Consider the following 21,341-nt stretch of genomic DNA (forward strand, 5'->3'; position numbering starts at 1 on the left):
CCCTTACGATTGCCGATCTGCCGCCGACGAATACACGTCGCTGGGTTATCCGGCGCAAGGCGGAAGTGGTTGCGGCGGTGCGTGGCGGGCTTTTGAGCCTTGAAGAGGCATGCCAGCGCTACAAGCTCACCACCGAGGAATTCCTGTCCTGGCAGGCGTCGATCGACGAATATGGCCTTGCCGGGCTGCGCACGACGCGGATCCAGCAATACCGGCACTGACATTCGATAATCAAGGCGAAGGGCGCGGCATCCGCGCCCTTTCAGTTTTTACAGAAGCACTTCTATTTCAGCACGATATTGTTGGCGTGGAGTCGAGTGCCACGTTGCCGGCTTTGTGGGCAAGGAGGCGTGATCAGCGCCCGCCGGGTCGGCATCAAAGCAGCCTGTCAGGCTTCCACTTCCAGCGCCAGAGCCAGCCTAGACCGCTTGTGCAGATCAGTCATGGCCGATCAGTCGCCGGTTGCAGGCTTTGGACGTATTCCAGTCCCAATCGCACCGAGGCGGAGTCGGGCTTCGTATGATCGGCCTTGTCGCCGCCATGCCGCAGATGACGGGCCGCCGCAAGGGCAGGGGCCGAGTATCCGCCGGCCTCAGCCGATCATGGCGCTGCGGCCGCTGACTTCGGCTTCGCGGATCTTGGTGTCACGGGATTCGAGCATCTCCGCCTTTGAAAGCTCCGCCTCGGCTTCGCCGAGGAGTGATTCGGCGGTGCTTCGCTGCTGGGCGAGGTCGCTCTGCGAGTTTCTGAGGTTGTCGCGGCGCAGGCGCGCCGCCTTGGCAAAGGTCGGATAGGCAAAATGATTGATGTCCGTGATGCCGGCCTTCTTTTCCTCGGCGGCGATCTGAAGCTCCAGCTCCACGGCCATGCGTTCGAACTCGGCGATCATCATGTCGAGCTGCAGCAGCTGCCGCCGCTTCTCGTTCACCTGAAACTGCTTCAGCCGAACGAGGTTTTCACGTGACTTCATGATTCGGTACTCCTGGCAACGCACACCCGCACATATCGTCCATCCACCCGGAAAATGTCCAAGCGGCGCCCGTTTCCACCGGCTTTCCCGACACTATGGGAAACAAAACCCTAAAGTTTCTTGCCGCTGGTAACCATTCGTTTACGCGCATTGTTAATCATACGGGTCAGGGCTTAAGGCCGGGTAAAAATTCCGGCTGTCGACGCGGAAGCGGGTCGATGAGTCCCTGGAGTCACTTAGTTCAGCTTCCTAATGTGTCGCATTAGGAAATTGCGTCTGTGATTCAGTATTGGATTCAAGAGGGTGTAGAAAGAGGTTAAAAAATCTGGTACCGTGATTGACGGGAAATTAGGTTTTGTTAACCATTCAATGGCAGCCTCTGCACAAGGCAACCACTGCTCCGGGTCCGGACGGGCCGCGACATGGTCCGGCAGCAGAAAAGGGGAATGAAATGCGTGTTCTGCTGATAGAAGATGACAGTGCAACCGCACAGAGCATCGAGCTGATGCTCAAATCGGAGAGTTTCAATGTCTATACGACGGATCTTGGTGAAGAAGGCGTCGATCTAGGCAAGCTCTACGACTACGACATCATCCTTCTCGACCTCAATCTGCCGGATATGTCAGGCTACGAAGTCTTGCGGACACTTCGTCTGTCCAAGGTGAAGACGCCGATCCTCATCCTCTCCGGCATGGCCGGCATCGAGGACAAGGTCCGCGGCCTCGGTTTCGGCGCCGACGACTACATGACCAAGCCATTCCACAAGGATGAGCTCGTCGCCCGCATTCACGCGATCGTGAGGCGTTCCAAGGGCCATGCGCAGTCGGTCATCACCACCGGCGACCTCGTGGTCAACCTCGATGCCAAGACCGTCGAAGTCGGCGGCCAGCGCGTGCACCTGACCGGCAAGGAATACCAGATGCTGGAGCTGCTCTCGCTGCGCAAGGGCACCACGCTGACCAAGGAAATGTTCTTGAACCACCTTTATGGCGGCATGGACGAGCCTGAGCTGAAGATCATCGACGTCTTCATCTGCAAGCTTCGCAAGAAGCTCGATGCGGCGTCCGGCGGCCAGAACTACATCGAGACGGTGTGGGGCCGCGGCTATGTGCTGCGTGAACCGGAAGATATTCGCGTCAGCGCCTGATCGGCGTACGCCGCTGGTCCTTTTCGCGTAGACAAACAACCCGGCTCAGGCCGGGTTTTTGCATGATGGAAGGATAGGTGGCACGCAATTCCCGGCGCAAACCGGAAGGTCCCGTTCCGGAACAGCTCAAGCCGGTCGCGCCACCAAATCAGGCGGCGATCTTCAAGGTGCGAAAACACTCGAGCAGCTGAGGCCGGTTGAACGGCTTCAGGAGATAACCCTGGGCACCGGCGCGCTTGGCGCGCATGATCGAGGCAACGTCGAGCTCGACCAGCGAAATCAGGATCTGCGGCCTCACCAGGCTTTGCATGGCGCGAATGCGCCGGATGAGATCAACCGCCGGCAAATCCGGCAAGGCGCCGTCGACGACGATGATCTCGGGCATGTCGGCGTCGCACATCTCGAGCGCGTCCCGTCCGCTGGCCGCTTCGATGACCACCAGATCAGAGCCACCCAGGATACGTTTCGCAACCTTCCTGATCACGCTTGAATCGTCAACGAACATACAGCGCTTCATTCCGGTTCCTCTTTGCCGTTTGGCAATCCGGCCAGTATCGGGGGGTGTCCGAAACGGATCATAGGGGGATCTGGTAAAGAAGCTGAAAAGCCGTTAGATAAAATTTTTTGTAAGATGCGTTTTGTAGACTGTTCTTCGCAATGCTTGCCGCGTCCAGCCGGCAAAGCTCTTCCTGCGCCGGTTGGTCTGTCCAACGGCTGTCAGCGGCCTGAAATAGTTGGTTTTTCTTTGGGATTCACGCTGGCGTCAGGCAGCGGAGAGGACGATTTCTTCCGGCGTGGCGTGGATCGAGATCGTCATGTTGGCCTCGCGCGCCAGAAGCAGCGTGTAGTAGGGCTGTACGGAATGCGCGTCGATTGGCTCTTCCGGCTTGTGGCCGGAATGCAGTTCCAGAAATTTCGGCGGGACGCGCAGCATCGGGCCGCTCGAGGCAAGCGCGAAACGCGGCTCGGTCTCGAGGTTCTCCAGCGTCACCGAAAGCTTGCCGCCGCGCGGGATGGCGGCATTGGCGACGAGAAGCAGGTTGAGCAGCAGCTTGACCTTGTTCTTGGGAAGCAAGGCGCGGGTGCCGTTCCAGGTCAGTTCCGGTTTTTCATTCTTGAGGAAGGCGATGGCGACCGCCTCGGCGTCGCCGGTGTCGATCAGCATGCCGGCCGAACCGGCGGCACCGAACGCGATGCGGGCGAACTGCAGACGGGCCGAAGCGTTGCGCGCACTCTGCCGGATCAGCTTCATGGCGTCTTCGTCGGCGCCGCCCTCATCGAGCAGTTCGAGGCCGTTGTTGATCGCGCCGACTGGCGAGATGATGTCGTGGCACACGCGGCTACACAAGAGTGCCGCCAGATCGGGTGCGGAAAGGGTGAACAGTTCGGCCATCGGCGTAAATCCCTGCAAAATTTCACAATCTTACGGCCGAGCGATCGATTGTCGCCTACCCGCCCGAATCACACTCTCTCCCAAGCAATCCTGATTACACAGCGCTCGTGCGTGCGGCAACAAATCCAGAATTGTGGTCATGGCAAATGGCGTGTTCAGGCAGGCTGCACGTCCCGTCGCGATCCCAAGCAGCCTTTGAACCGCCATGTTCATGTGGGAGTTTAATGGTTGAAAAAGAATTACGGCATAGTTTGCCCGTAACAGTTACCCTTAACGGCCGCCTAAAGAGCCGGACGGGTGAGAGGCGTCGGCGAAGGTGCTCCCTGACGGAGATTGGAAGCATGTTTTCCCGATTTTACGACCGGACCCTGTTCCGTGTCATCCCGGGCCGGAGCTTAATCCGTGTCCTCTCAATGGCGATCGCGCTCATGGGCGTTCTCGTCTTCTCGACTTCGGCCCTTCGGGCTCAGGAATATACCGCTCAGGAGATTGTCGATTCCGGTCACAAGTTCTTCGGTGCGACATCCGGCGGGCTCGCCACGGTTGTGGAGAAGATCTTTGCCTCCTACGGGCTGCCCAACGGTTACCTGCTGGGCGAAGAGGGCTCGGGCGCGCTGATAGGCGGCCTGACCTATGGTGAAGGGACGCTCTACACCAAGAATGCCGGCGATCATAAGGTGTTCTGGCAAGGCCCATCGCTCGGTTGGGATTTCGGCGGCGAGGGGTCGCGCGTGATGATGCTGGTCTACAATCTCGACGATGTGGGCAGCCTCTACAACCGCTATGGCGGCGTTGCCGGCTCCGCCTATGTGATTGCGGGCGTCGGCTTCAATGTTCTGAAGAACAACAATGTGCTGCTGGTGCCGATCCGCACCGGCGTCGGTGCGAGGCTCGGCGTCAATCTCGGCTATCTGAAGCTGACTGAACGCGCGACGTGGAATCCGTTCTGACCCCAACCCTGCGCGCGGCAAACTCTTGCCGCAACGCTGGAATTCCGCCATGTCAAGCTGGCGCAAATCGAAAGCGCCTGAGCAAGAAGGCTCGATGCGCTTTTGATTGTCGCGGTTGCACGGCATGATGCCAGAACCCAAGTTCCTGTTTGGGCGACGTGCATGGGTTTGGCGGTTTGCGTCCACAACGGGTAGTCCCTTGGTTCAATCGGTCCTGTTCTTCGTTCTCGGTTTTCTGTGCGCTGGCTTTCTGGCCGTCATGGTCACGCCTGCCATATGGCGCCGGGCCGTTGCGCTGACACGCAGGCGCATCGAGGCCTCGATCCCTTTGACGCGCGCCGAGATCCAGGCGGACAAGGACCGCATCCGTGCCGAATACGCCATGACGACGCGCCGCCTCGAAATCAGCGTCAAGGCGCTGCGCGAGAAGGCGGCGGAACAGCTTGTCGAGATCAATCGCGGCCGCGAGGCCCTGAAGGGGCTGGCGGTCGAGCGCATGGGCAAGGATCAGGCGCTGAGCGAACTGGAGGTCAAGAACGAAGCCTTGCTCAAGCGCGAGGGCGAGTTGCAGCAGGTTTCGGAGCGGCTCAAGGAAACCGAACGCAAGCTGGAAAAGCGCGCGCTCGACCTCGAAAAGCTGGAACACATGTATGATGACGCCAGCTTCTCCTCCTCCAGCCGGCAGATCGAGCTGGTGGCGCGCGAAGCTGAATTGCAGAAACTCGCCGGCGATATTTCGGTGCTGCGCGCCCAGCGCAAGGAGGCGGACAGGCGCAGCCAGGAACTGGCGGCGGAAGGCAAGGCCGCGCGCGACGCCCTGAAAGCCGAGAAGAAGAGAACCGCTGAGCTCGACAAGAAGGTCGAGCGCCTGCTCGCGACGCTCGCCGATCGCGAGGACAAGCTGGACCGCCGCGAAAAGGAGCTGGCGCGGCTGCGCGAAAAACCCAAGGCCGAGGACGGAGCGCCCGTCCCGCGGCTGGTAGGCAAGACTGGGGACACCGGCAAGAGCGACGATCTCGACAAGGCGATCGCGAAGCTCGACAGCGACCGCGAGCGGCTCGAGGCCAGGCTGACGGTATTGGCACGCGAAAACAAGCGCCTGAAAGCGGATATCGGCGTGCTGACCGCATCCAGCCCCCTGGATGGCGCCTCCGCCTTGCGCGAGCAGATGAACGAACTGGCGGCGGAGGTCGTCCATCTGACCGCCAAGCTGGAGGGGCCGGCTTCGCCGATCGGCAAGGCCCTGGCGGCGCCGTCCGACGCCAATCCTGGGAAACGCAGCCTTGCCGACCGCGTGCGGGCTCTGCAAGAGGCTGACGCGACAGGCTGAGGTCAGGCCTTGCTTGCCGAAAAATGATGCAGGGCGATGGCTGAAGCCGCCGCGACGTTCAGGCTGTCGAAGCCTTCCGACATGGTGATCCGCACTGTGCGCAGGCGGGCGAGCAGGCTGTCCGGCAGGCCTTCGCCTTCCGTTCCGAGATAGAGCGCCAGGCGCCCCGTCCGCCGCGCTTCGCGCATGTCTGTCAGCCCGCGCGGCGACAGCGCCACCTGGTCAAAGCCTTGCTGATCGAGCAAAGCCGTAAAGCGGGACGTGTCGGCGAAGGACGCGAAAGGCACCTTGAGCGCGGCGCCGACCGAAACACGGATCGCCTTGCGGTAAAGCGGATCGCAGCATGTCGCGTCCATCAGCACGGCGTCGGCGCCGAAGGCGGCGGCGTTGCGGAAGATAGAGCCGATATTGTCATGGTTGGCGATGCCGACGAGCACCACGACCAGCGCGCTGGCGGGCAGGGTATCCAGAAGGAGTTCGGCGGGCCGGGGCGTGCCCTTGCGGCCGATGGCCAGGATGCCGCGATGCATGTGAAATCCGGCAATGGCATCGATGACGGCCCCGGTCGCGACATAGACAGGCAGGTCGTGCGGCGCCTTGCGCAGGACGTCATCGAGACCGCTCAACCGGTTTTCCAGCACCAGGACGGATTCGGCGGCGAAGCGTCCGGCCGACAGCAGCAGGTCGAGCACCACCTTGCCTTCGGCGACGAAGCGGCCCTGCCGGCCGGCGAGATCACGTTCGCGGATGTCGAGATAGGCGGCGACGCGCGGGTCTCGCGGATCGTCTATGCGAATGGGATCCATAGGCCTCCCCTTATCGGCACCGCGTCGGCAAGGTCCCCCGCCGGTCCCTAGAACAATTCACCGTTCAACGGAAACGCGAATTGCTCTATCGCCTTGTTTTGACGCAATTCCGAACGGAAAACCGTTTCCCCGCCAGCCGATGGCGCGGGCCTGCCGCTCAGGTCGCGGCGCGGCGCAGGCGGTGGGCCATCTGCGAAAGATCATCCTTGCCGTTGCCGAATATGCTTTCCAGCGTGCCGAACAATTCGCGCACGGCGTCGGACTTGCAGGAATAATAGATCATCTGCCTGTCGCGACGCGTTTCAACGAGGTCAAGCGCGCGCAATTTGGCCAGATGCTGCGACAGGGCGGATTGGCTGAGCATTACCTTTTCGGCGATCGCGCCGACCGACATTTCACCTTCTGTCAGGTAACTCATGATCAGCAGCCGTTTTTCGTTGCCCATCAGCATCAAAAATTCGGCAGCCGATTCGGCATTGGCTATTAGCTTCGTCGAGACCATTGATGCCCCATGCTTTTTGTTTGATCCGGACACCATGGGGGCAATGGTGTCTGATTCCAAAGTTCACTTATGATCGGCGCTGGCGATTCAGCGTCACCAGCAAAAGGTAGAACATTTCGTTCAAATCTCAAGCATTGCTTTCTGAGCCAGTGCGATTAAGTCGCGACCCAGGTCCTGCGGCGCGGATGGTTTTGACCATATCCACCAGGACGGGGCGCAATTCCCGAGCGACGGCCAAGGGCTGCGGAAAGAAGACCCGGCAAATATTGTCGCCCGAGACCAGATCCATGCCATCGACATCGATCCCCGAAACGGTCCAGCCATCGCCGGCGGCTCGGGCGAAATGCAAGGCGTAGAGCGTGATGGCGTCCAGGTGATCCGTGTTCATATGGTCCATGGCGGGCTGCTCGCTGGTCACCAACGCTTCGGCCACAGGTCCGCCGGCGAGCAGGTTGGCTCGGTCGAGCAGATAGGCCTTGCCGAAGCCGCCGTTCAGGCTGGCGTGCTCTGGCTCGAGGCGAAAGATCGAGAAATCGCCAAGGCCGGCATAGAGCTTCGCCTTCGGATTCCGGTTCAGGTAGCGGCGCTCGGCACGGGCGTGTTCGTTCGATCCGCGCTCCAGCCGGGTGGCCTGGCAGACGAGCGTCAGGCGCGGATGCGCCAGCGGATCGCCTTTTCCGGGTTCGCCAAGCAACAGCGAACAGCGCGGATCGGCAAGTAGCGCGCCGGTGTGCGCCGAAAGCATCGACACCAGGATGAGCGGCGTGCCATCGATGTCGGTGGCAACGCCGACACGACTGGCCAGCGGCGCGCCGGTTTGCGGTTCAAGGACCGCCAGCGCGCCAAAGCGGGCACCGCGCAGCAATGTCTTCGCCAGCCGGATCGCCTCGGCGTCGGTTTCGCGAATCACATCCTGCTTTTTCTCGTCCAAGGTCGTCGCCCTGCTGATTTGATGTCTTATCAGACGACGACGCCGCGCTTGGCAAGCGCTTGATGCCTATCGTGGTCCAGGACCGCCTGCGTGGCTCGAGGCTGCCCGCGCGGCATGGCTTTGTCGCTGGGGAAGGTCAAGCCGACGCCGAGAAGTGATCGGCAATCCTGGCCTGATCGGCGTGGCAGACCTCGCCCGAAAGCCTGGCGACCGCGCCCGGCGTGATTTCGTGCGACAACAGGCGGTCGAGATCGACCGGCCGCGGCATCGAAATCTGTCCGCGCGGGATCCGCTTGAAACCGAGCGGCCCATAATAGGGTTCGTCTCCGACCAGCATGACGGCCGGCGCGCCGGCCTTGGCGGCGGCTTCAAGCGCGATCGCCACCAGCCGACGGCCGATGCCGAGATTCTTGAATTCCGGCCGCACCGCGAGCGGTCCGAGCATCAGCGCGCGGCCGGCTCCGGCGGCGACACGGGTCATGCGCACCGAGGCGACGACGGTGTCACCGTCGACAGCGACAAAGGACAGCGGCCGTTCGTGCCCTCCGGATTCGCGGATCTTGTAGGCGGCCAGCACGAAGCGTCCGGGGCCGAAGGCCTCTTCGTTGATGGCGTTGATCTGAACGTCATGCGCCGGGGTTTCCGGCAGGTATTTCACGTCGGCAAGGCTCATGGTCTTTGCGTTCCGGTAAGGAGGAAAGGTTTGCTGCAAACGGCAGCATTCGCCAGTCAGCGCTTCATCAAGCGCGGGCGCCCTTTCGTCGTCGGTCAAACCGGATCAAGGCAAAGTCGAACATGCGGATTGTCCGCTAGCATCAATTTCCCATCGCTGCAATCGTCGCGTTCGTGGGCCGTGCGCGTTGCCCGCGCGGCTGCTTGACAATCTGTTCAGCGCGATGCGGTTTCCATTTTACCGCCTCGCGCCCTAGATGCGGCACAGGCAGGAAAGGACAAGCGATGGGATTGCTGGTCGACGGCAGATGGCAGGACCGCTGGTACGACACCAAGGAAAGCGGCGGGAAATTCGTGCGGTCGCAATCGCAGTGGCGCGACTGGATCACCCGCGGTGGCAAGCCGGCCGAAGGCCGCGACCGCGGCTTCCAGGCGGAACCCGGCCGCTACCACCTTTATGTCTCGCTCGCCTGCCCATGGGCGCACCGGACGCTGATCTTTCGCGCGCTGAAGAAGCTGGAGGGTGTCCTGTCGGTGTCGGTGGTGCACCATTTCATGGGCGCCGACGGCTGGACGTTCCTGGCGCAGGATGGCGCCACAGGCGACACGCTCTACGGTCTCGATTTCCTGCACCAGATCTACACCAGGGCCGATCCGGCCTATTCGGGCCGGGTGACGGTACCGGTGCTGTGGGACAAGCAGGAGCAGACCATCGTCTCCAACGAATCCTCCGAGATCATCCGCATGCTGAATTCGGCTTTCGACGAATGGGGCGACGCCGGCCTGGACTTCTATCCGCAAGCCTTGCGCGGCGAGATCGATGCGATCAACGACCTCGTCTATCCCTCGGTCAACAACGGCGTCTATCGCGCCGGTTTCGCCACCACGCAGGCAGCCTATGAGGAAGCCTTTGGCGACCTGTTCTCGGCGCTCGACACGCTGGAAGAACGGCTATCGGACCAACGCTATCTGGTCGGCGACCGCATCACCGAAGCGGATTGGCGGCTGTTCACCACGCTGGTGCGCTTCGATCCGGTCTATGTCGGCCATTTCAAGTGCAATCTGCGCCGCATTGCCGATTATCCTGATCTGTCGAACTATATGCGCGATCTCTACCAGGTGCCGGGCGTCGCCGACACGGTGAACCTGCATCACATCAAGTCGCATTATTACGGCAGCCACGAGACGATCAACCCGACGCGGATCGTGCCGGTTGGACCGGAGCTGGACTATGGCGCACCGCATGACCGCGCGCGGTTCGGCAAAGCGAGCGGCTGACCTACCAATAAGGCGATGCCGGTTCGTCCTGAAAAACCTCTCCGATCCGCCGCAGCGTCGCCGGTGTCGTGCCCTGCGGCAGGCGATCGAGCGGGAAGAAGCCGGCTTCGGCGATCTCGTGGTCGGGCAGTTTCGGCGCGGTCTGGCTGAACTGCTCGATCAGGTAGAAGCCGACATGGTCGCGGCGGCTGGCGCGGCGGTTGAAATGCATCGATTTCAGCACCGGCGGCGCGGTCAGCGCGATGTTGCCTTCCTCGGCCAGTTCCCGGGTCAATGCCTCGGCCATCGTTTCGCCAGCCTCGACACCTCCGCCAGGAAGCTGCCAGCCTGGAACATAGGTGTGGCGGATGAGGAAGACGGAATTGGACGAAGTGTCGTGGATCAGACCACGCGTCCCCAATGTCATCGGCCGGCTCAGCGCGAAGTAGACGTGGAACAGCCTTGCCCTGAGCCCGGGCCAACCGTATTGGCGGAAGGCGTCTTGCGGGTTCGCCATCAGCCGCGAAACCTCGGCTGGATCGGAAAGCTTGGGTGGAAAGCGCCGCGGCGGTCGCCTATGAAGGAATGATGTTCAGGCTCGCGCATATTTCCGATGTCCATCTGGGGCCGCTTCCGGATGTATCCTATCGCGATCTCGCGTCCAAGCGCGTGGTCGGCTATGTCAACTGGCAGCGCAATCGCCGTCGCTTCATGCATGACGCGGTCATCGACACGATCGTGGCAGACCTCAAGGCGGGCAAGCCCGACCACCTCGCCGTCACCGGCGATCTCGTCAACCTGGCGCTCGACGGCGAGATCGAGATGGCCAAGCTCTGGCTGGAAACGCTTGGCTCGCCCCACGATGTTTCCGTGGTGCCGGGAAATCACGACGCCTATGTGCCCGGCGCGTTCGACAAGGTCTGCCGGTCATGGGCGGCGTGGATGAGCGGCGACGGCATCAACACGCCGGTGGACCGCAATGCCTTCCCCTATCTGCGGATACGCGGCAATGTCGCGCTGATCGGCGTCACGACGGCACGGGCCACCGCTCCGTTCATGGCCAACGGCTTCTTCCTGGAAGGCCAGGCCGAAAGGCTCGGCAAATTGCTCGACGACACGGGCAGGCAGGGCCTGTTTCGTGCGATCATGATCCACCACCCGCCGGTGCGCGGCGCCGTCTCGCAGCACAAGCGGCTGTACGGCATCGGCCGCTTCCACAAGATCACGCGCAGCCATGGCGCCGAACTCGTGCTGCATGGCCATTCCCATCTGCCGACGCTGTCCTTCATCGGCGGTCGAGGCGCCAGGATCCCGGTGGTCGGCGTGGCCGCCGCCGGACAGGCGCCGGGCAGCCATCACCCGGCGGCACAGTATAATTTGTTCGAGATCGACGGCGAAAAGGGCGACTGGCGTATCCAGTTGACGCGGCGCGGCCTGACCGGGCCATCCATCCCGCCGTCCGATCTGCAGGTGCTCGAGCTCGGCTCCGGGACCGGCGCGGTTACGGCCTCAGGCTGACTATCATGGCGACGATGCGGTCCCAGAACAGGACGGCGGAAACCCCCAGCCCGACCAATGCGCCGGCGGCGACCAGGCCGAGGCCGGACAGGAAGGCCGACAAGACCCTGCTCCTGATGGTCGCGGGCAAGAGCGGCTCGGCTTCCGGCACGCCGGCGCGTTTCATACCGGCGACAGCCGGCTCGGCGCCGCCTTCCATCATCCTCTGACGCTCGACGATGCGCTCGGCGACATAGCGGGTCACGGAATCGGCAACCGGTTTCCTGTCGGTCGATTCGGCAAGCACCAAGCGGCCGATGCGGGTGTCCTTGAGAAAACGATAGGTCCGGCGGTCGCGTCCCATGGTGACGTGGCTGACGGCGTCGATCCACAGGCGCGGCTGCAGGCCCGACGAGACGGCGAAGTCGAAATTGTCCATGTCGGCGGGAACATCGGCGAAAACCGGCGCCAAATCGGCGGCCAGCAGATCGAGACGCATGCGATGGGCCTCGCGCATGTCGATGACCACATCGTCGCGATCGGCGAGGGCATTCTTGACGTCACGGATGGCGTCGGACAGTTTTCTCGACTGATCTTCCTGCTCGCCTGCGTCCTTCATCGGCGGTTGCCTCGCGGTTTGGTTAACACGGGGTTACCATAGTAGCCGGAAAGATGCACTGGCGAGATCACTGCGATCACCGCACATGCCGCGCGCGCGACGTCAGCCGGCAGCCGCGGCGAGTTCCCTGCGCCGCCGCGTGGCGCGGCGGTTGGTGTTGCGGCGAATGATCTCGGCGACGAGGCCCGGGGCTTCCTCAACCAGCATATGACCGGCTTCCAGCACGTGGTGGACATGAAAATGCGCCGGCAGATCGTCCGCCTGGGAAAAGGGCAGGACGGCGTCATCGGTTCCCCACACCACCATGACCGGCATGTCCAGCCCGTCGAGACGATCGCGCGGAATGACGCCTTGCCGGTCATCCCTGGTCATGGCGGCGGCGATCTCGACCAGCTTCTCTACCTGGCCGGAACGCGCGCGCATGTGGCGGAGCACATCCAGCATGCGTTCCGCCGGCACACATCCGGGGCCGGACATGGCGGCGAGGCACTTGCGGATAGCGGACCGATCCCTGGCTCTGGCGAAGCGTCGTAACAAGGGTCCGTTGATTTCAGGGCCAAAGCCGCCGGGCGCCAGCAGGGTCAACGAGGCCACTCTCTGCGGCTGCGCCAACGCCATCAGCGTCGCGATAGCCCCGCCCATCGAGTGGCCTACCAGATGAACGCGCGTCAGTCCGCGCACGGAAAGATCGGCGAGGAGCGCCCCTGCCGCCACCTTGGCTGGGCCGGCCGCGGGAAAATCGAGCGACAGTCCATGTCCCGGAAGGTCATAGGCCAGCACGCGTCGCGAAGGGGAAAGGGACGAGATCACTTCGCCCCAGATCTCGTGACAGCCGCCGAAGCCATGCAGCAGGACGATGGCCTTGGAGCCAGCGCCCTGGTCGGCGGCAAAAAGCGATGCGGTCATGAAGCGGATGACTTGTTGCGGGATTGCGAAGAACGACAGGATTGCCACAGCAATACTTGCTGGATTGCTCCATGCCCGGCGCGATGACCAGTAAAATCTTCGCGATCCGCCAGTCTTTCGAAGATGTCAGCTGGCGTTGCCCAGTCCGGCGGCACGCAGCGCCTGGACCAGGCGGTTTGTCAGGTCCTCCGGATAGCCGCGTTCGACAAAGGTCGCGCGCGGGTCGGCGGCGAATTTCGGGAACTTGCTGTTCAATTCGCCCAACAGCGTTGCCGCCGTTTGCTGCTGCCCGGCGGCCCTGGCGCCGATCAGCCGCGCCGCCAGATAATGCGGCTTCATTTCCGTCGTTCGCAGCGCATTGCTGGCCGCGACGGCCTTGTTGATGTCGCCCAGCATGAACTGGCCGACAAACAGTCCATAGTCCCACCAAGTCGAGTGCCCGCTGAAGGTCTCCGCCGCATGGGCAAGGATAGGCGTTCCCTCCGCGTATCGGCCGGCGAAGATGAGCCCGTTGCCGTAAGCGGCGGCCATGCCGAGGTCGTAGCGATTGAGTTCGTAAGCCTTGCGCATCCAGCGGATGGCCTCATCCGTGTTGCCGAGACTCGAACTGACATAGCCATAGGAGCGGTGGGCGTAGGGGCTGGTCGGGCCCATCTGGATGCCGCGATGGGCAAGCTCCACGGCCTTTTCGATCGTCGCGTCGGGCGGATAGGCATAGTGGTCGGAGACTGCCTCGAGATGCAGGGAGGCCAGTTCCGAATAGACAAGCGACGACTTGGCCCCGACCTTGGCCAAGGCTTCGAGGCAGCGATAGGCAGCCTCGTGGGTGGCGGCGTTCTGGTCGAGGTAATATTTGTCGTTGAGCAGCAGGCATTCGGTGAGACCGTTCGGCTCGCCGGTCTGCTCGATGTAGTTGTAGATCGTGCCCGAGGCGGGAAGCGCCAGACTGAGCATGTCGGAGACGCGGTCCTCGACGGCAGAGGGCGCGCTGTCGGCGGGCGTGAGATTGCGCGAGAGCAGCACCTTTCCGGACGCCAGGCTTTGCAGTTCGATGGTGACGTCGCCGGCGTTCGGACCAGGAAGGATATCGAATACGAAGCTGGTGGGATCATTGGCCCCGTCGTGCCTGGTGGCGGGATCGCGGCCGATGAAGTCGATCGTATCGAAGCCGCTCAGGCCGGCACGCAGTGACGCGGCGACTCGGCCGGCATCGGCGCTGCCGGCCGTCACGTCGATGTAGACCAGCGGCAGGGCATCGGGTGCCGCCGACGGCACAATGCTGCCGGTGGTGCCGGAGGCCTCGAATGTCGACGTGATGTCGTCGCCCGCCAGCAAGGCACTGCCGCCCTGACGAAGGATCAGGACGCCCAGCATGGCGATGACCAGGGCGATCGCCATCCAGAAAAAGCGAAGATGGACCACCACCGAGGACGATGCGGCCGCGGCGGCCGGCGACACCGCGACCGGCGCGCGCTCATGGACGCCGTCGGGTCGATCGGCCTCACCCGACTCGAGATCGAGGACGGAATCGGGCGCATCCGGCAGCCTGATCGCATTGAGTTCATAGGCCGGAACATAGCCGCCGCGCGGAATGGCGATGCGGACGGGGTCGGCAATGCCCTCATTGGCGAAATAGTGCTTGAGGAGCTCGCGCAGCCTGCCGGCCTGTACCCGCACCACGGCGTCGGTCGACGAATCGAAATCGCCGTCCTTGCCGAAGACATCCATGGCGATGGAGAAGCCCTTGAGCCTGTCGGCTTCGCCGGCTTGTTCGCGTTCGACAAGGTATCGGATCAGCTTGCGTGCACGTTCGGATCGGCCGAACGTTTGGCTGGCAAGAAGTCGCTCCAGTGTTTCGCGCACTGCGGGGGCGGCAGGCGTGGCATGCTGCAAGTGTCGATCCTCTCGAACTCGGCACAGGTTGAAGCGCAATCATATAGGGCCCGCACGCCCATACAAGTACAAGCCCGTTATGCGATCACGTACCTTACCGGATAATTCCGCGTTGGTTAATGCCGCGAAAGGTCGGGACCGATCGCCACATGTGGACGATCCCGACCTTCATTGCGACAGTGCTTCAACCGGCCTTCTTGCCGATGATCCGGTTGGCGGCCGACATCACAGCTTCCAGGGAAGCGGCGACGATGTTGGTGTTGATGCCGGCGCCGAACAGCTTGCCATCAGGGTATTCCATCTCGACGTAGGAAATGGCCGAAGCGTTCGAGCCGCGCTGCATGGAATGCTCGGAATAGTCGAGCACGGACATGGCGACGCCGAGATGCCGCGACAGCGCATCGACGAAGCCGTCGATCGGGCCGGTGCCCGTGCCGGTGATCGTCACCTCCCTGCCATTGTCGAGGATGACCGCCTCGACCACGCGCCGGCCCTTCACCTCGGTGTCGGGATAGGTGTGGTGGTCGAGGAATTTGAGGCGAGCGCCCGGCTGGTCGACATAGGTTTCGAGGAAGCGCTCGTAGATGCGCCTGGCCGGCACTTCCTTGCCTTCCGCATCGGTAATCGCCTGGATTTCCTGGCTGAACTCGATCTGCAGGTTGCGCGGCAGGTTGAGGCCGTAATCGGCCTGCAACACATAGGCGATGCCGCCCTTGCCCGATTGCGAATTGATGCGGATGATGGCCTCATAGCTGCGGCCGACATCGGCCGGGTCGATCGGCAGGTAGGGCACTTCCCACAGGCTCGTGTTGGCCTTCTTCAGCGCCTTCATGCCCTTGTTGATGGCATCCTGGTGCGAGCCGGAAAACGCCGTGTAGACGAGCTCTCCGACATAGGGATGGCGCTCGGGGATCTTCAGCTGGTTGGAATATTCGTAGACGTCCTTCATCCGGTTGATGTCGGAGCAATCGATCCCCGGATCGACACCTTGCGTGTACATGTTGAGCGCCAGCGTGACGATATCGACATTGCCGGTGCGCTCGCCATTGCCGAACAGCGTGCCTTCGACCCGGTCGGCGCCGGCCATCAGGCCGAGTTCCGTGGTGGCGACACCTGTGCCGCGGTCATTGTGCGGATGCAGCGAGATGAGCAGGTTTTCCCGGTTGTCGAGGTTGCGGCACATCCATTCGATGCGGTCGGCATAGATGTTGGGCGTCGACATCTCGACAGTCGACGGCAGGTTGATGATCAGCTTGTTGTCGGCGCTCGGCCTGACGATCTCGGTGACGGCGTTGCAGATCTCCAGCGCGACCTCGAGTTCGGTGCCGGTAAAGCTCTCCGGCGAATACTCGAAACGAAAGCCGCCGCCGGCCTTGGCCGCCATGTCGGTGATCATCTTGGCCGCGTCGGTAGCGATGCGCTTGATGCCTGCGACATCCTTGTCGAAGACGACGCGGCGCTGCAACTCGCTGGTCGAATTGTAGAAATGCACGATCGGGTTGGTGGCGCCCCTGAGCGCCTCGAAGGTGCGGGTGATCAGTTCAGGCCGGCACTGCACCAGCACCTGCAGCGAGACATCGGCCGGCACATTGCCTTCCTCGATGCACCAGCGGGCGAAGTCGAAATCGGTCTGCGACGCCGACGGGAAGCCGATTTCGATCTCCTTGAAGCCCATGTCGAGCAGCAGCGCGAACATGCGCGCCTTGCGATCGTGGCCCATCGGATCGATCAGCGCCTGGTTGCCGTCCCGCAAGTCGACCGAACACCAGATCGGCGCCTTGTCGATGACTTTCGAAGGCCAGGTCCGGTCGGTGAGGCCAACGGTCGGATAGGGTTGATATTTGCGGGCCGCGTCCGGCATGCCCCGGGCCGACCCTGTCGTGCCCCGGGCTGACTCAGTCATGCCCCGGGCTGACCCTGTCATGCCCCGGGCTGGTACCGCGTCCTTGCTGCCTACCGCTGCTTCGGAACGGATTTCTTCTCGTGCGTTCATCGTCGTTTCTCCGGGCGGCCCTCGGATCCGCACTCAGGCGGATTGTTGGCGAGCGGCGCCTTTACCAGATTTTCGTTCGCTTGATGTGACTGCCAATTTTGAGACTGGCCAAGGAGCATGCGCTTGCGCGGCGGTTCGACCGCCGGGCGCTCCTTCAGCGAACCCGGCGATCGCCGATAAGGCCGAGAAGAAGCAGAGTCGAAGCCAGCGCGCGCACGGTCTCGCCGGCAAAACCGGTCGGACGGGAAGCGTTGGCGTCGCGCGTACACATGGCCGCTCTCATACAGGAGCGTCTTGCGGGAGGCAAGTGGGCCGTATGGCGGCTCTCGCAGGCACCGCCGCCCGGTTCAAGTCACAGCCATGTGATATCGATATGTGAAGGAAAACTTTGAAGTTTACCTTCACATATGCCACCATATGCCATGGATGATCGTCTGAACAAACAGAACGACGCCGAAGCCGCGCGCGCCCTGGCCGTGGCGGCGGAGCTGAGGGCTGTCGTGGGCAGGCTGATCCGGCGTCTGCGCGAGCAGGCCGATGCCGGCGACCTGAGCTCGTCGCAGAAGTCGGTGCTGCTTCACCTTGAGCGTGAGGGGACGGCAACGGTGACAGCATTGGCCCGCGCTCAGGATATGCGCCCGCAATCGATGGGCGCCATCGTCTCGACGCTGGAAACGGCCGGTCTGGTGCAAGGGGCGCCAGATCCGAACGACGGCCGGCGGACCATCCTGTCGCTCACGGCTGCGTGCCGGGACCTGATCACCGCTGGCAGGGCGGCAAGGCAGGACTGGCTATTCCGCGCCATCCAGACAAACCTCGACCGGGAAGAGCAGGAGCAACTGGCAGTAGCCATCGGCCTGCTCAAGCGGCTTGCCGCCGCCTGATCGATCGCACCGATCCACCAGCGAAAGAAAACCCAATGGCAATCACCACGCTTGACGAGAAGACAGCGCTGGTCGTCATCGATCTGCAGAAAGGCATCGTCGCGTTGCCGACGGCCCATCCCATTGCCGGTGTGGTGGAGCGGGCAGCAACCCTGGCCGAGGCATTTCGCGCTCATGGCTTGCCGGTCGTGCTCGTCAATGTCGCCGGCGTGCCGGCCGGCAGGACGGAGCAGGCGCCCCGCATCAGGGAATTTCCGGCCGGTTGGACGGATTTCGTCGCCGAGTTGCTGCCAGAACCGCAAGACCACACGGTGACGAAGCGCACCGCGGGCGCCTTCGTCAACACCGATCTGGAGGCCTGGCTGAAGGGCGAGGGCGTCACCCAGGTGGTCATCGTCGGCGTCGCCACCAGCATGGGCGTAGAAGCCACGGCCCGCCATGCCCGCGACCTTGGTTTCAACGTTACGCTGGCGCTCGACGCCATGACCGACACCAACCTGGAAGCCCATGCCAGCTGCATCGCACATGTTTTTCCAAGGCTGGCTGAAACCGGTACGACGCGGGACATCCTCGATCATCTGGCCAGAAGGGGTACCTGACGATGCAATGGACCCACTGTGTATCCTACCTGTTCGGCGGCGCCTTCCTGACCAACGCGATACCTCATTACGTCAGCGGCGTGATGGGGCGGTCCTTTCAAACTCCGTTCGCCAAGCCGCGTGGGCAAGGCCATTCTTCCTCGCTCGTGAATGTGCTGTGGGGGTTCCTGAACCTCGCCGTCGGCTACCTTCTGGTGGCCCGTGTCGGAGATTTCGACCTGCGGTCGACGGCCGATATTCTGGCGCTGGGGCTGGGCGCCCTGGTCATGGCGATGGCGTCGGCGCGCATGTTCGGGCGGTTCAACGGCGGCAATTTCCCGGCCGACGGATGAGCGGTCCGTCGAAAGGCACGTTCCGTTCGCTGGCCAATTTCAACTACCGGATCTGGGCCGGCGGCGCGATCGTGTCCAATGTGGGGACGTGGATGCAGCGCACCGCCCAGGACTGGCTGGTGCTGACGCAGCTGACCCACAATAACGCCAGCGCCTTGGGCGTCGTGATAGCGCTGCAATTCGTGCCGCAACTCATTCTCCTGCCATGGACCGGTTTCGCCGCCGATCATTTCGACAGGCGCAAGCTCCTGCTGGCCACGCAAGGCGCCATGGGCCTGCTTGCGCTCGGGCTGGGGCTGCTCACAATTTCCGGCATCGTTCAGCTCTGGCAGGTCTATGTGTTCGCATTCCTGCTTGGCTGCGCCGCCGCGTTCGACGCGCCGGCGCGGCAGACATTCGTGTCGGACCTGGTCGGGGAGGCCGATCTGTCGAACGCGGTGGCGCTGAACTCGACATCCTTCAACATCGCGCGGATGATCGGCCCGGCGATTGCCGGGGTCCTGATCGCCTCCGTCGGCTCGGGCTGGCTCTTCCTGATCAACGCGGCGTCGTTTGCCGCCGTGCTCGGCTCACTGGGCCTGCTGCGCATCGACAAGCTGCATCTCAAGGACAGGGCGCCGCGGAGCCCTGGCAGTCTTGGCGAAGGTTTTCGCTATGTCTGGAACCGTCCCGATCTCAAGGTCATCCTGCTCATGCTATTCCTGATCGGTACGTTCGGGCTGAACTTCCCGATCTTCATCTCCACCATGTCGGTCAGCGTCTTTCACGTCGGTGCCAGCCAATACGGGCTGTTGACGTCGACCATGGCGGTCGGATCGGTCGTCGGCGCGCTGCTGGCCGCCAGGCGCGAGCAGCCGCGCCTGGTGTTCCTGCTGGCCGGGATCGCGGTGTTCAGCTTCGGCTTCGGCCTGGCCGCGATCATGCCCAATTACTGGCTGTTCGGCCTCGCGCTCGTCGTCATCGGCGTCTCCGCCCAGACGGTCACCACCTCGGCGCTCAGCCTGGTGCAACTTTCAACCGAGGCCGCGATGCGGGGGCGGGTGATGGCGATCCTGATGGCCATCGCGCTTGGCGGCACTCCCATCGGCGCGCCGATCGTCGGCTGGGTAGCCGATCGTTTCAGCCCACGCTGGGCGCTTGGCGTTGCCGCTCTGGCCGGCCTGACGGCGGTTTTCGTCGGGGTCCGCTACTTCGTGCGCTATCGCGGGCTGCGCCCGCGCTTCGACGAAGGACGCTTCCATTTCGTCTTGGATGACGACCGGGCCGACGGCTAGCCACGCTGCCTTAATCCCGCAAGTTTCTGGCCACCAGCCGCGCGATGCTCGGACCGGCCAGCAGCACGATCAGGAAACGCGCGGATTGCAGCGCCATGACGAAGGATATGTCGACGTTGTGGGCGGCCGCGGCGATGATGGCGATGCTGTCCATGCCGCCCGGGCTGGTCGCCAGATAGGCGGTCAGCGGATCGATGCCGAGAAAATGGCTGATCATGAAGGCCAAGCCGCCGCAAAAGGCGATCAGCGTCACGATCGAGGCGATGATCTGCGGCAGCGCGCGTGTCGCGTGGTGCAGGATCCGACGGGTGAAATTGAGGCCGATCGACCAGCCGACCATCGCATAGCTCACGGCGAGCAACCATTGCGGCAATTGCATCTCTACGCCGAAGCCGAGATGAATGGCGGTGCCGAAGATGAAGGTGCCGAGGAAGGAAGGCGAGGGCAGTCTGAGCAGCTTGCCCAGAAGGCCGCCGGCAAACACACTGCCGATACTGGCGGCGAACGCTGTCGCGTCGATCGGCGGGAACCAGATGATAGCCGGGACTTCGACGCCCGATGTGTCGACCCACATCCTGGCGACGAGGGCCGCGGTCATCGAAACGAAGATGACGCGCAGGTACTGCATGAAGGCGACCAGGCGCTGGTCGGCGCCGAAGGCACCGGCCATCAACACCATGGCGGTGGCGCCGCCCGGCGAGGAGCCCCACACGGCGGTGGTGCCGGGCAGGATACGCCAGCGGCTGATCAGCCAGCCGAGCAGGCTGGACGCGGCGACAGTCGCCAGCACGGCGCCAAGGAACAGCGGCCATTCGGCATAGAGGACCGGAAAGATATCGGCCGAGATCGAACCGGCGACGAGACAGCCGACGACCGACTGGGCGGTGCCGAACAAGACGCTCGGCACGCGCACCGTGGCGCCGTTGGTGCCGGCGGCGATGGCAGCCAGCATCGGTCCTATCAGCAGGGCGGCCGGAAGGCTTGCGAGTTCCAGGGCGCCGGTAAACAGGATGGACACGACAAGGATCGCCAGCCATTGCCACAGCTTGCGCATCCGCGCCATGCGCTCGATCGCGGGCTGATCCAAGGGTGGCTGCTTGGCCGGGGACTCCATTCTCCGGTCTTAGACGCCAAGCCAGGTCGTGCGAACCCCTGCTGGGCCGAAAAGACGCGTGGTTCTCTCAAATCTGCCGGAAGGACCTTGTCAGACTTTTCGAATAGGGCCGGAGTAGCGGGCCACAAAATCGTCCATGGTCAGCAAGAGAATTCCCTCCACCATTGCCTGCGCGACCAGGATTCGGTCGAAAGGGTCCTTATGTATCGCCGGAAGTCCATCAACGGTGACGGCGTGTTCGCTAGTGATCGGTAATTCATGGTAGCCGTTGT

General features: G+C 62.9%; 24 protein-coding genes. 10 read left to right on the plus strand and 14 right to left on the minus strand.

From position 1 onward, the window contains the following. Nucleotides 1-221, plus strand: a 221-nt coding sequence (locus tag WC739_RS16305; RefSeq protein WP_372954058.1) for a DUF1153 domain-containing protein, incomplete at its 5' end; no start/stop codon positions are given. Nucleotides 222-592: 371 nt separating this feature from the next. On the opposite strand, the gene WC739_RS16310 is transcribed toward WC739_RS16305, so the two are convergent. After that, nucleotides 593-970: a flagellar export protein FliJ gene (locus tag WC739_RS16310; RefSeq protein WP_372954059.1), complete on the minus strand. Its 378-nt coding sequence runs from the start codon at nucleotides 968-970 to the stop codon at nucleotides 593-595. Nucleotides 971-1,421: 451 nt separating this feature from the next. On the opposite strand from WC739_RS16310, the gene ctrA reads away from it, so the two are divergent. Next, complete coding sequence (gene ctrA, locus WC739_RS16315; protein ID WP_006203583.1) at nucleotides 1,422-2,117, plus strand: response regulator transcription factor CtrA; 696 nt, start codon at nucleotides 1,422-1,424, stop codon at nucleotides 2,115-2,117. 148 nt (nucleotides 2,118-2,265) lie between these two features. On the opposite strand, the gene WC739_RS16320 is transcribed toward ctrA, so the two are convergent. Beyond that, nucleotides 2,266-2,634, minus strand: a complete 369-nt coding sequence (locus WC739_RS16320; RefSeq protein WP_372954060.1) for a response regulator — start codon at nucleotides 2,632-2,634, stop codon at nucleotides 2,266-2,268. 246 nt (nucleotides 2,635-2,880) lie between these two features. Further along, complete coding sequence (gene chpT, locus WC739_RS16325; protein WP_372954061.1) at nucleotides 2,881-3,510, minus strand: histidine phosphotransferase ChpT; 630 nt, start codon at nucleotides 3,508-3,510, stop codon at nucleotides 2,881-2,883. A gap of 341 nt (nucleotides 3,511-3,851) precedes the next feature. On the opposite strand from chpT, the gene WC739_RS16330 reads away from it, so the two are divergent. Continuing rightward, nucleotides 3,852-4,460: a DUF1134 domain-containing protein gene (locus tag WC739_RS16330; protein ID WP_372954062.1), complete on the plus strand. Its 609-nt coding sequence runs from the start codon at nucleotides 3,852-3,854 to the stop codon at nucleotides 4,458-4,460. Between the two features lie 199 nt (nucleotides 4,461-4,659). Beyond that, complete coding sequence (locus WC739_RS16335; protein WP_372954063.1) at nucleotides 4,660-5,790, plus strand: hypothetical protein; 1,131 nt, start codon at nucleotides 4,660-4,662, stop codon at nucleotides 5,788-5,790. Between the two features lie 2 nt (nucleotides 5,791-5,792). On the opposite strand, the gene WC739_RS16340 is transcribed toward WC739_RS16335, so the two are convergent. From WC739_RS16340 to WC739_RS16355, 4 genes are all read right to left on the minus strand, one after another. Then, nucleotides 5,793-6,596: a TrmH family RNA methyltransferase gene (locus WC739_RS16340; protein ID WP_372954064.1), complete on the minus strand. Its 804-nt coding sequence runs from the start codon at nucleotides 6,594-6,596 to the stop codon at nucleotides 5,793-5,795. A 157-nt stretch (nucleotides 6,597-6,753) separates the two neighbouring features. Beyond that, nucleotides 6,754-7,098 carry an ArsR/SmtB family transcription factor gene (locus WC739_RS16345; protein ID WP_372954078.1) on the minus strand — a complete coding sequence of 115 codons (345 nt, stop codon included), beginning with the start codon at nucleotides 7,096-7,098 and terminating at the stop codon, nucleotides 6,754-6,756. A gap of 127 nt (nucleotides 7,099-7,225) precedes the next feature. Beyond that, nucleotides 7,226-8,029, minus strand: coding sequence for a HugZ family protein (locus tag WC739_RS16350; protein WP_372954065.1), 804 nt, complete (start codon nucleotides 8,027-8,029; stop codon nucleotides 7,226-7,228). Between the two features lie 136 nt (nucleotides 8,030-8,165). After that, complete coding sequence (locus WC739_RS16355) at nucleotides 8,166-8,702, minus strand: GNAT family N-acetyltransferase (protein WP_372954066.1); 537 nt, start codon at nucleotides 8,700-8,702, stop codon at nucleotides 8,166-8,168. 284 nt (nucleotides 8,703-8,986) lie between these two features. Here WC739_RS16355 and WC739_RS16360 point away from each other — a divergent pair, with 284 nt between their 5' ends. Then, the gene (locus WC739_RS16360; RefSeq protein WP_372954067.1) at nucleotides 8,987-9,979 is read left to right on the plus strand and encodes a glutathione S-transferase family protein; all 993 of its coding nucleotides are present in this window, start codon (nucleotides 8,987-8,989) and stop codon (nucleotides 9,977-9,979) included. Nucleotide 9,980: 1 nt separating this feature from the next. Here the strand turns inward: WC739_RS16360 and WC739_RS16365 are convergent, their stop codons facing one another. After that, entirely contained in the window at nucleotides 9,981-10,475 is a 495-nt protein-coding gene (locus tag WC739_RS16365) for an NUDIX domain-containing protein (protein ID WP_372954068.1), read from the minus strand. A 71-nt stretch (nucleotides 10,476-10,546) separates the two neighbouring features. On the opposite strand from WC739_RS16365, the gene WC739_RS16370 reads away from it, so the two are divergent. Further along, nucleotides 10,547-11,476 carry a metallophosphoesterase gene (locus tag WC739_RS16370; RefSeq protein ID WP_372954079.1) on the plus strand — a complete coding sequence of 310 codons (930 nt, stop codon included), beginning with the start codon at nucleotides 10,547-10,549 and terminating at the stop codon, nucleotides 11,474-11,476. Here the strand turns inward: WC739_RS16370 and WC739_RS16375 are convergent. The 4 genes from WC739_RS16375 to leuA all read right to left on the minus strand — a co-directional run bounded on the left by WC739_RS16375 (nucleotide 11,460) and on the right by leuA (nucleotide 16,734). Then, nucleotides 11,460-12,074, minus strand: a complete 615-nt coding sequence (locus WC739_RS16375; RefSeq protein ID WP_372954069.1) for a hypothetical protein — start codon at nucleotides 12,072-12,074, stop codon at nucleotides 11,460-11,462. The two genes, WC739_RS16370 and WC739_RS16375, sit on opposite strands and share 17 nt — an antisense overlap. 102 nt (nucleotides 12,075-12,176) lie before the next feature. After that, entirely contained in the window at nucleotides 12,177-12,980 is an 804-nt protein-coding gene (locus tag WC739_RS16380) for an alpha/beta fold hydrolase (protein WP_372954070.1), read from the minus strand. Nucleotides 12,981-13,106: 126 nt separating this feature from the next. Further along, nucleotides 13,107-14,873: a tetratricopeptide repeat protein gene (locus WC739_RS16385; protein ID WP_372954071.1), complete on the minus strand. Its 1,767-nt coding sequence runs from the start codon at nucleotides 14,871-14,873 to the stop codon at nucleotides 13,107-13,109. 184 nt (nucleotides 14,874-15,057) lie between these two features. After that, nucleotides 15,058-16,734 (minus strand): 2-isopropylmalate synthase, encoded by a 1,677-nt coding sequence (gene leuA, locus WC739_RS16390; protein WP_372954080.1) that lies wholly within the window; start codon nucleotides 16,732-16,734, stop codon nucleotides 15,058-15,060. 554 nt (nucleotides 16,735-17,288) lie between these two features. Between leuA and WC739_RS16395 the strand changes: the two genes are divergently transcribed. From WC739_RS16395 to WC739_RS16410, 4 genes are read left to right on the plus strand one after another with little or no spacing between them, the layout of a single operon-like run. Beyond that, entirely contained in the window at nucleotides 17,289-17,750 is a 462-nt protein-coding gene (locus WC739_RS16395; RefSeq protein ID WP_372954072.1) for a MarR family winged helix-turn-helix transcriptional regulator, read from the plus strand. 35 nt (nucleotides 17,751-17,785) lie between these two features. Next, the gene (locus tag WC739_RS16400) at nucleotides 17,786-18,349 is read left to right on the plus strand and encodes a cysteine hydrolase family protein (RefSeq protein WP_372954073.1); all 564 of its coding nucleotides are present in this window, start codon (nucleotides 17,786-17,788) and stop codon (nucleotides 18,347-18,349) included. 2 nt (nucleotides 18,350-18,351) lie between these two features. After that, entirely contained in the window at nucleotides 18,352-18,681 is a 330-nt protein-coding gene (locus tag WC739_RS16405) for a hypothetical protein (protein ID WP_372954074.1), read from the plus strand. Then, the gene (locus WC739_RS16410) at nucleotides 18,678-19,955 is read left to right on the plus strand and encodes an MFS transporter (RefSeq protein ID WP_372954075.1); all 1,278 of its coding nucleotides are present in this window, start codon (nucleotides 18,678-18,680) and stop codon (nucleotides 19,953-19,955) included. The genes WC739_RS16405 and WC739_RS16410 overlap by 4 nt, the downstream gene beginning before the upstream one ends. 10 nt (nucleotides 19,956-19,965) lie before the next feature. Here the strand turns inward: WC739_RS16410 and WC739_RS16415 are convergent, their stop codons facing one another. Both WC739_RS16415 and WC739_RS16420 read right to left on the minus strand, forming a co-directional pair. Then, complete coding sequence (locus tag WC739_RS16415) at nucleotides 19,966-21,069, minus strand: AbrB family transcriptional regulator (RefSeq protein ID WP_372954076.1); 1,104 nt, start codon at nucleotides 21,067-21,069, stop codon at nucleotides 19,966-19,968. Nucleotides 21,070-21,159: 90 nt separating this feature from the next. Then, nucleotides 21,160-21,341: type II toxin-antitoxin system VapC family toxin (locus tag WC739_RS16420; RefSeq protein WP_372954077.1), on the minus strand; the 182-nt coding region annotated here is incomplete at its 5' end.

The organism is Mesorhizobium sp. (genome assembly GCF_041661565.1).
Lineage (GTDB): Bacteria > Pseudomonadota > Alphaproteobacteria > Rhizobiales > Rhizobiaceae > Mesorhizobium.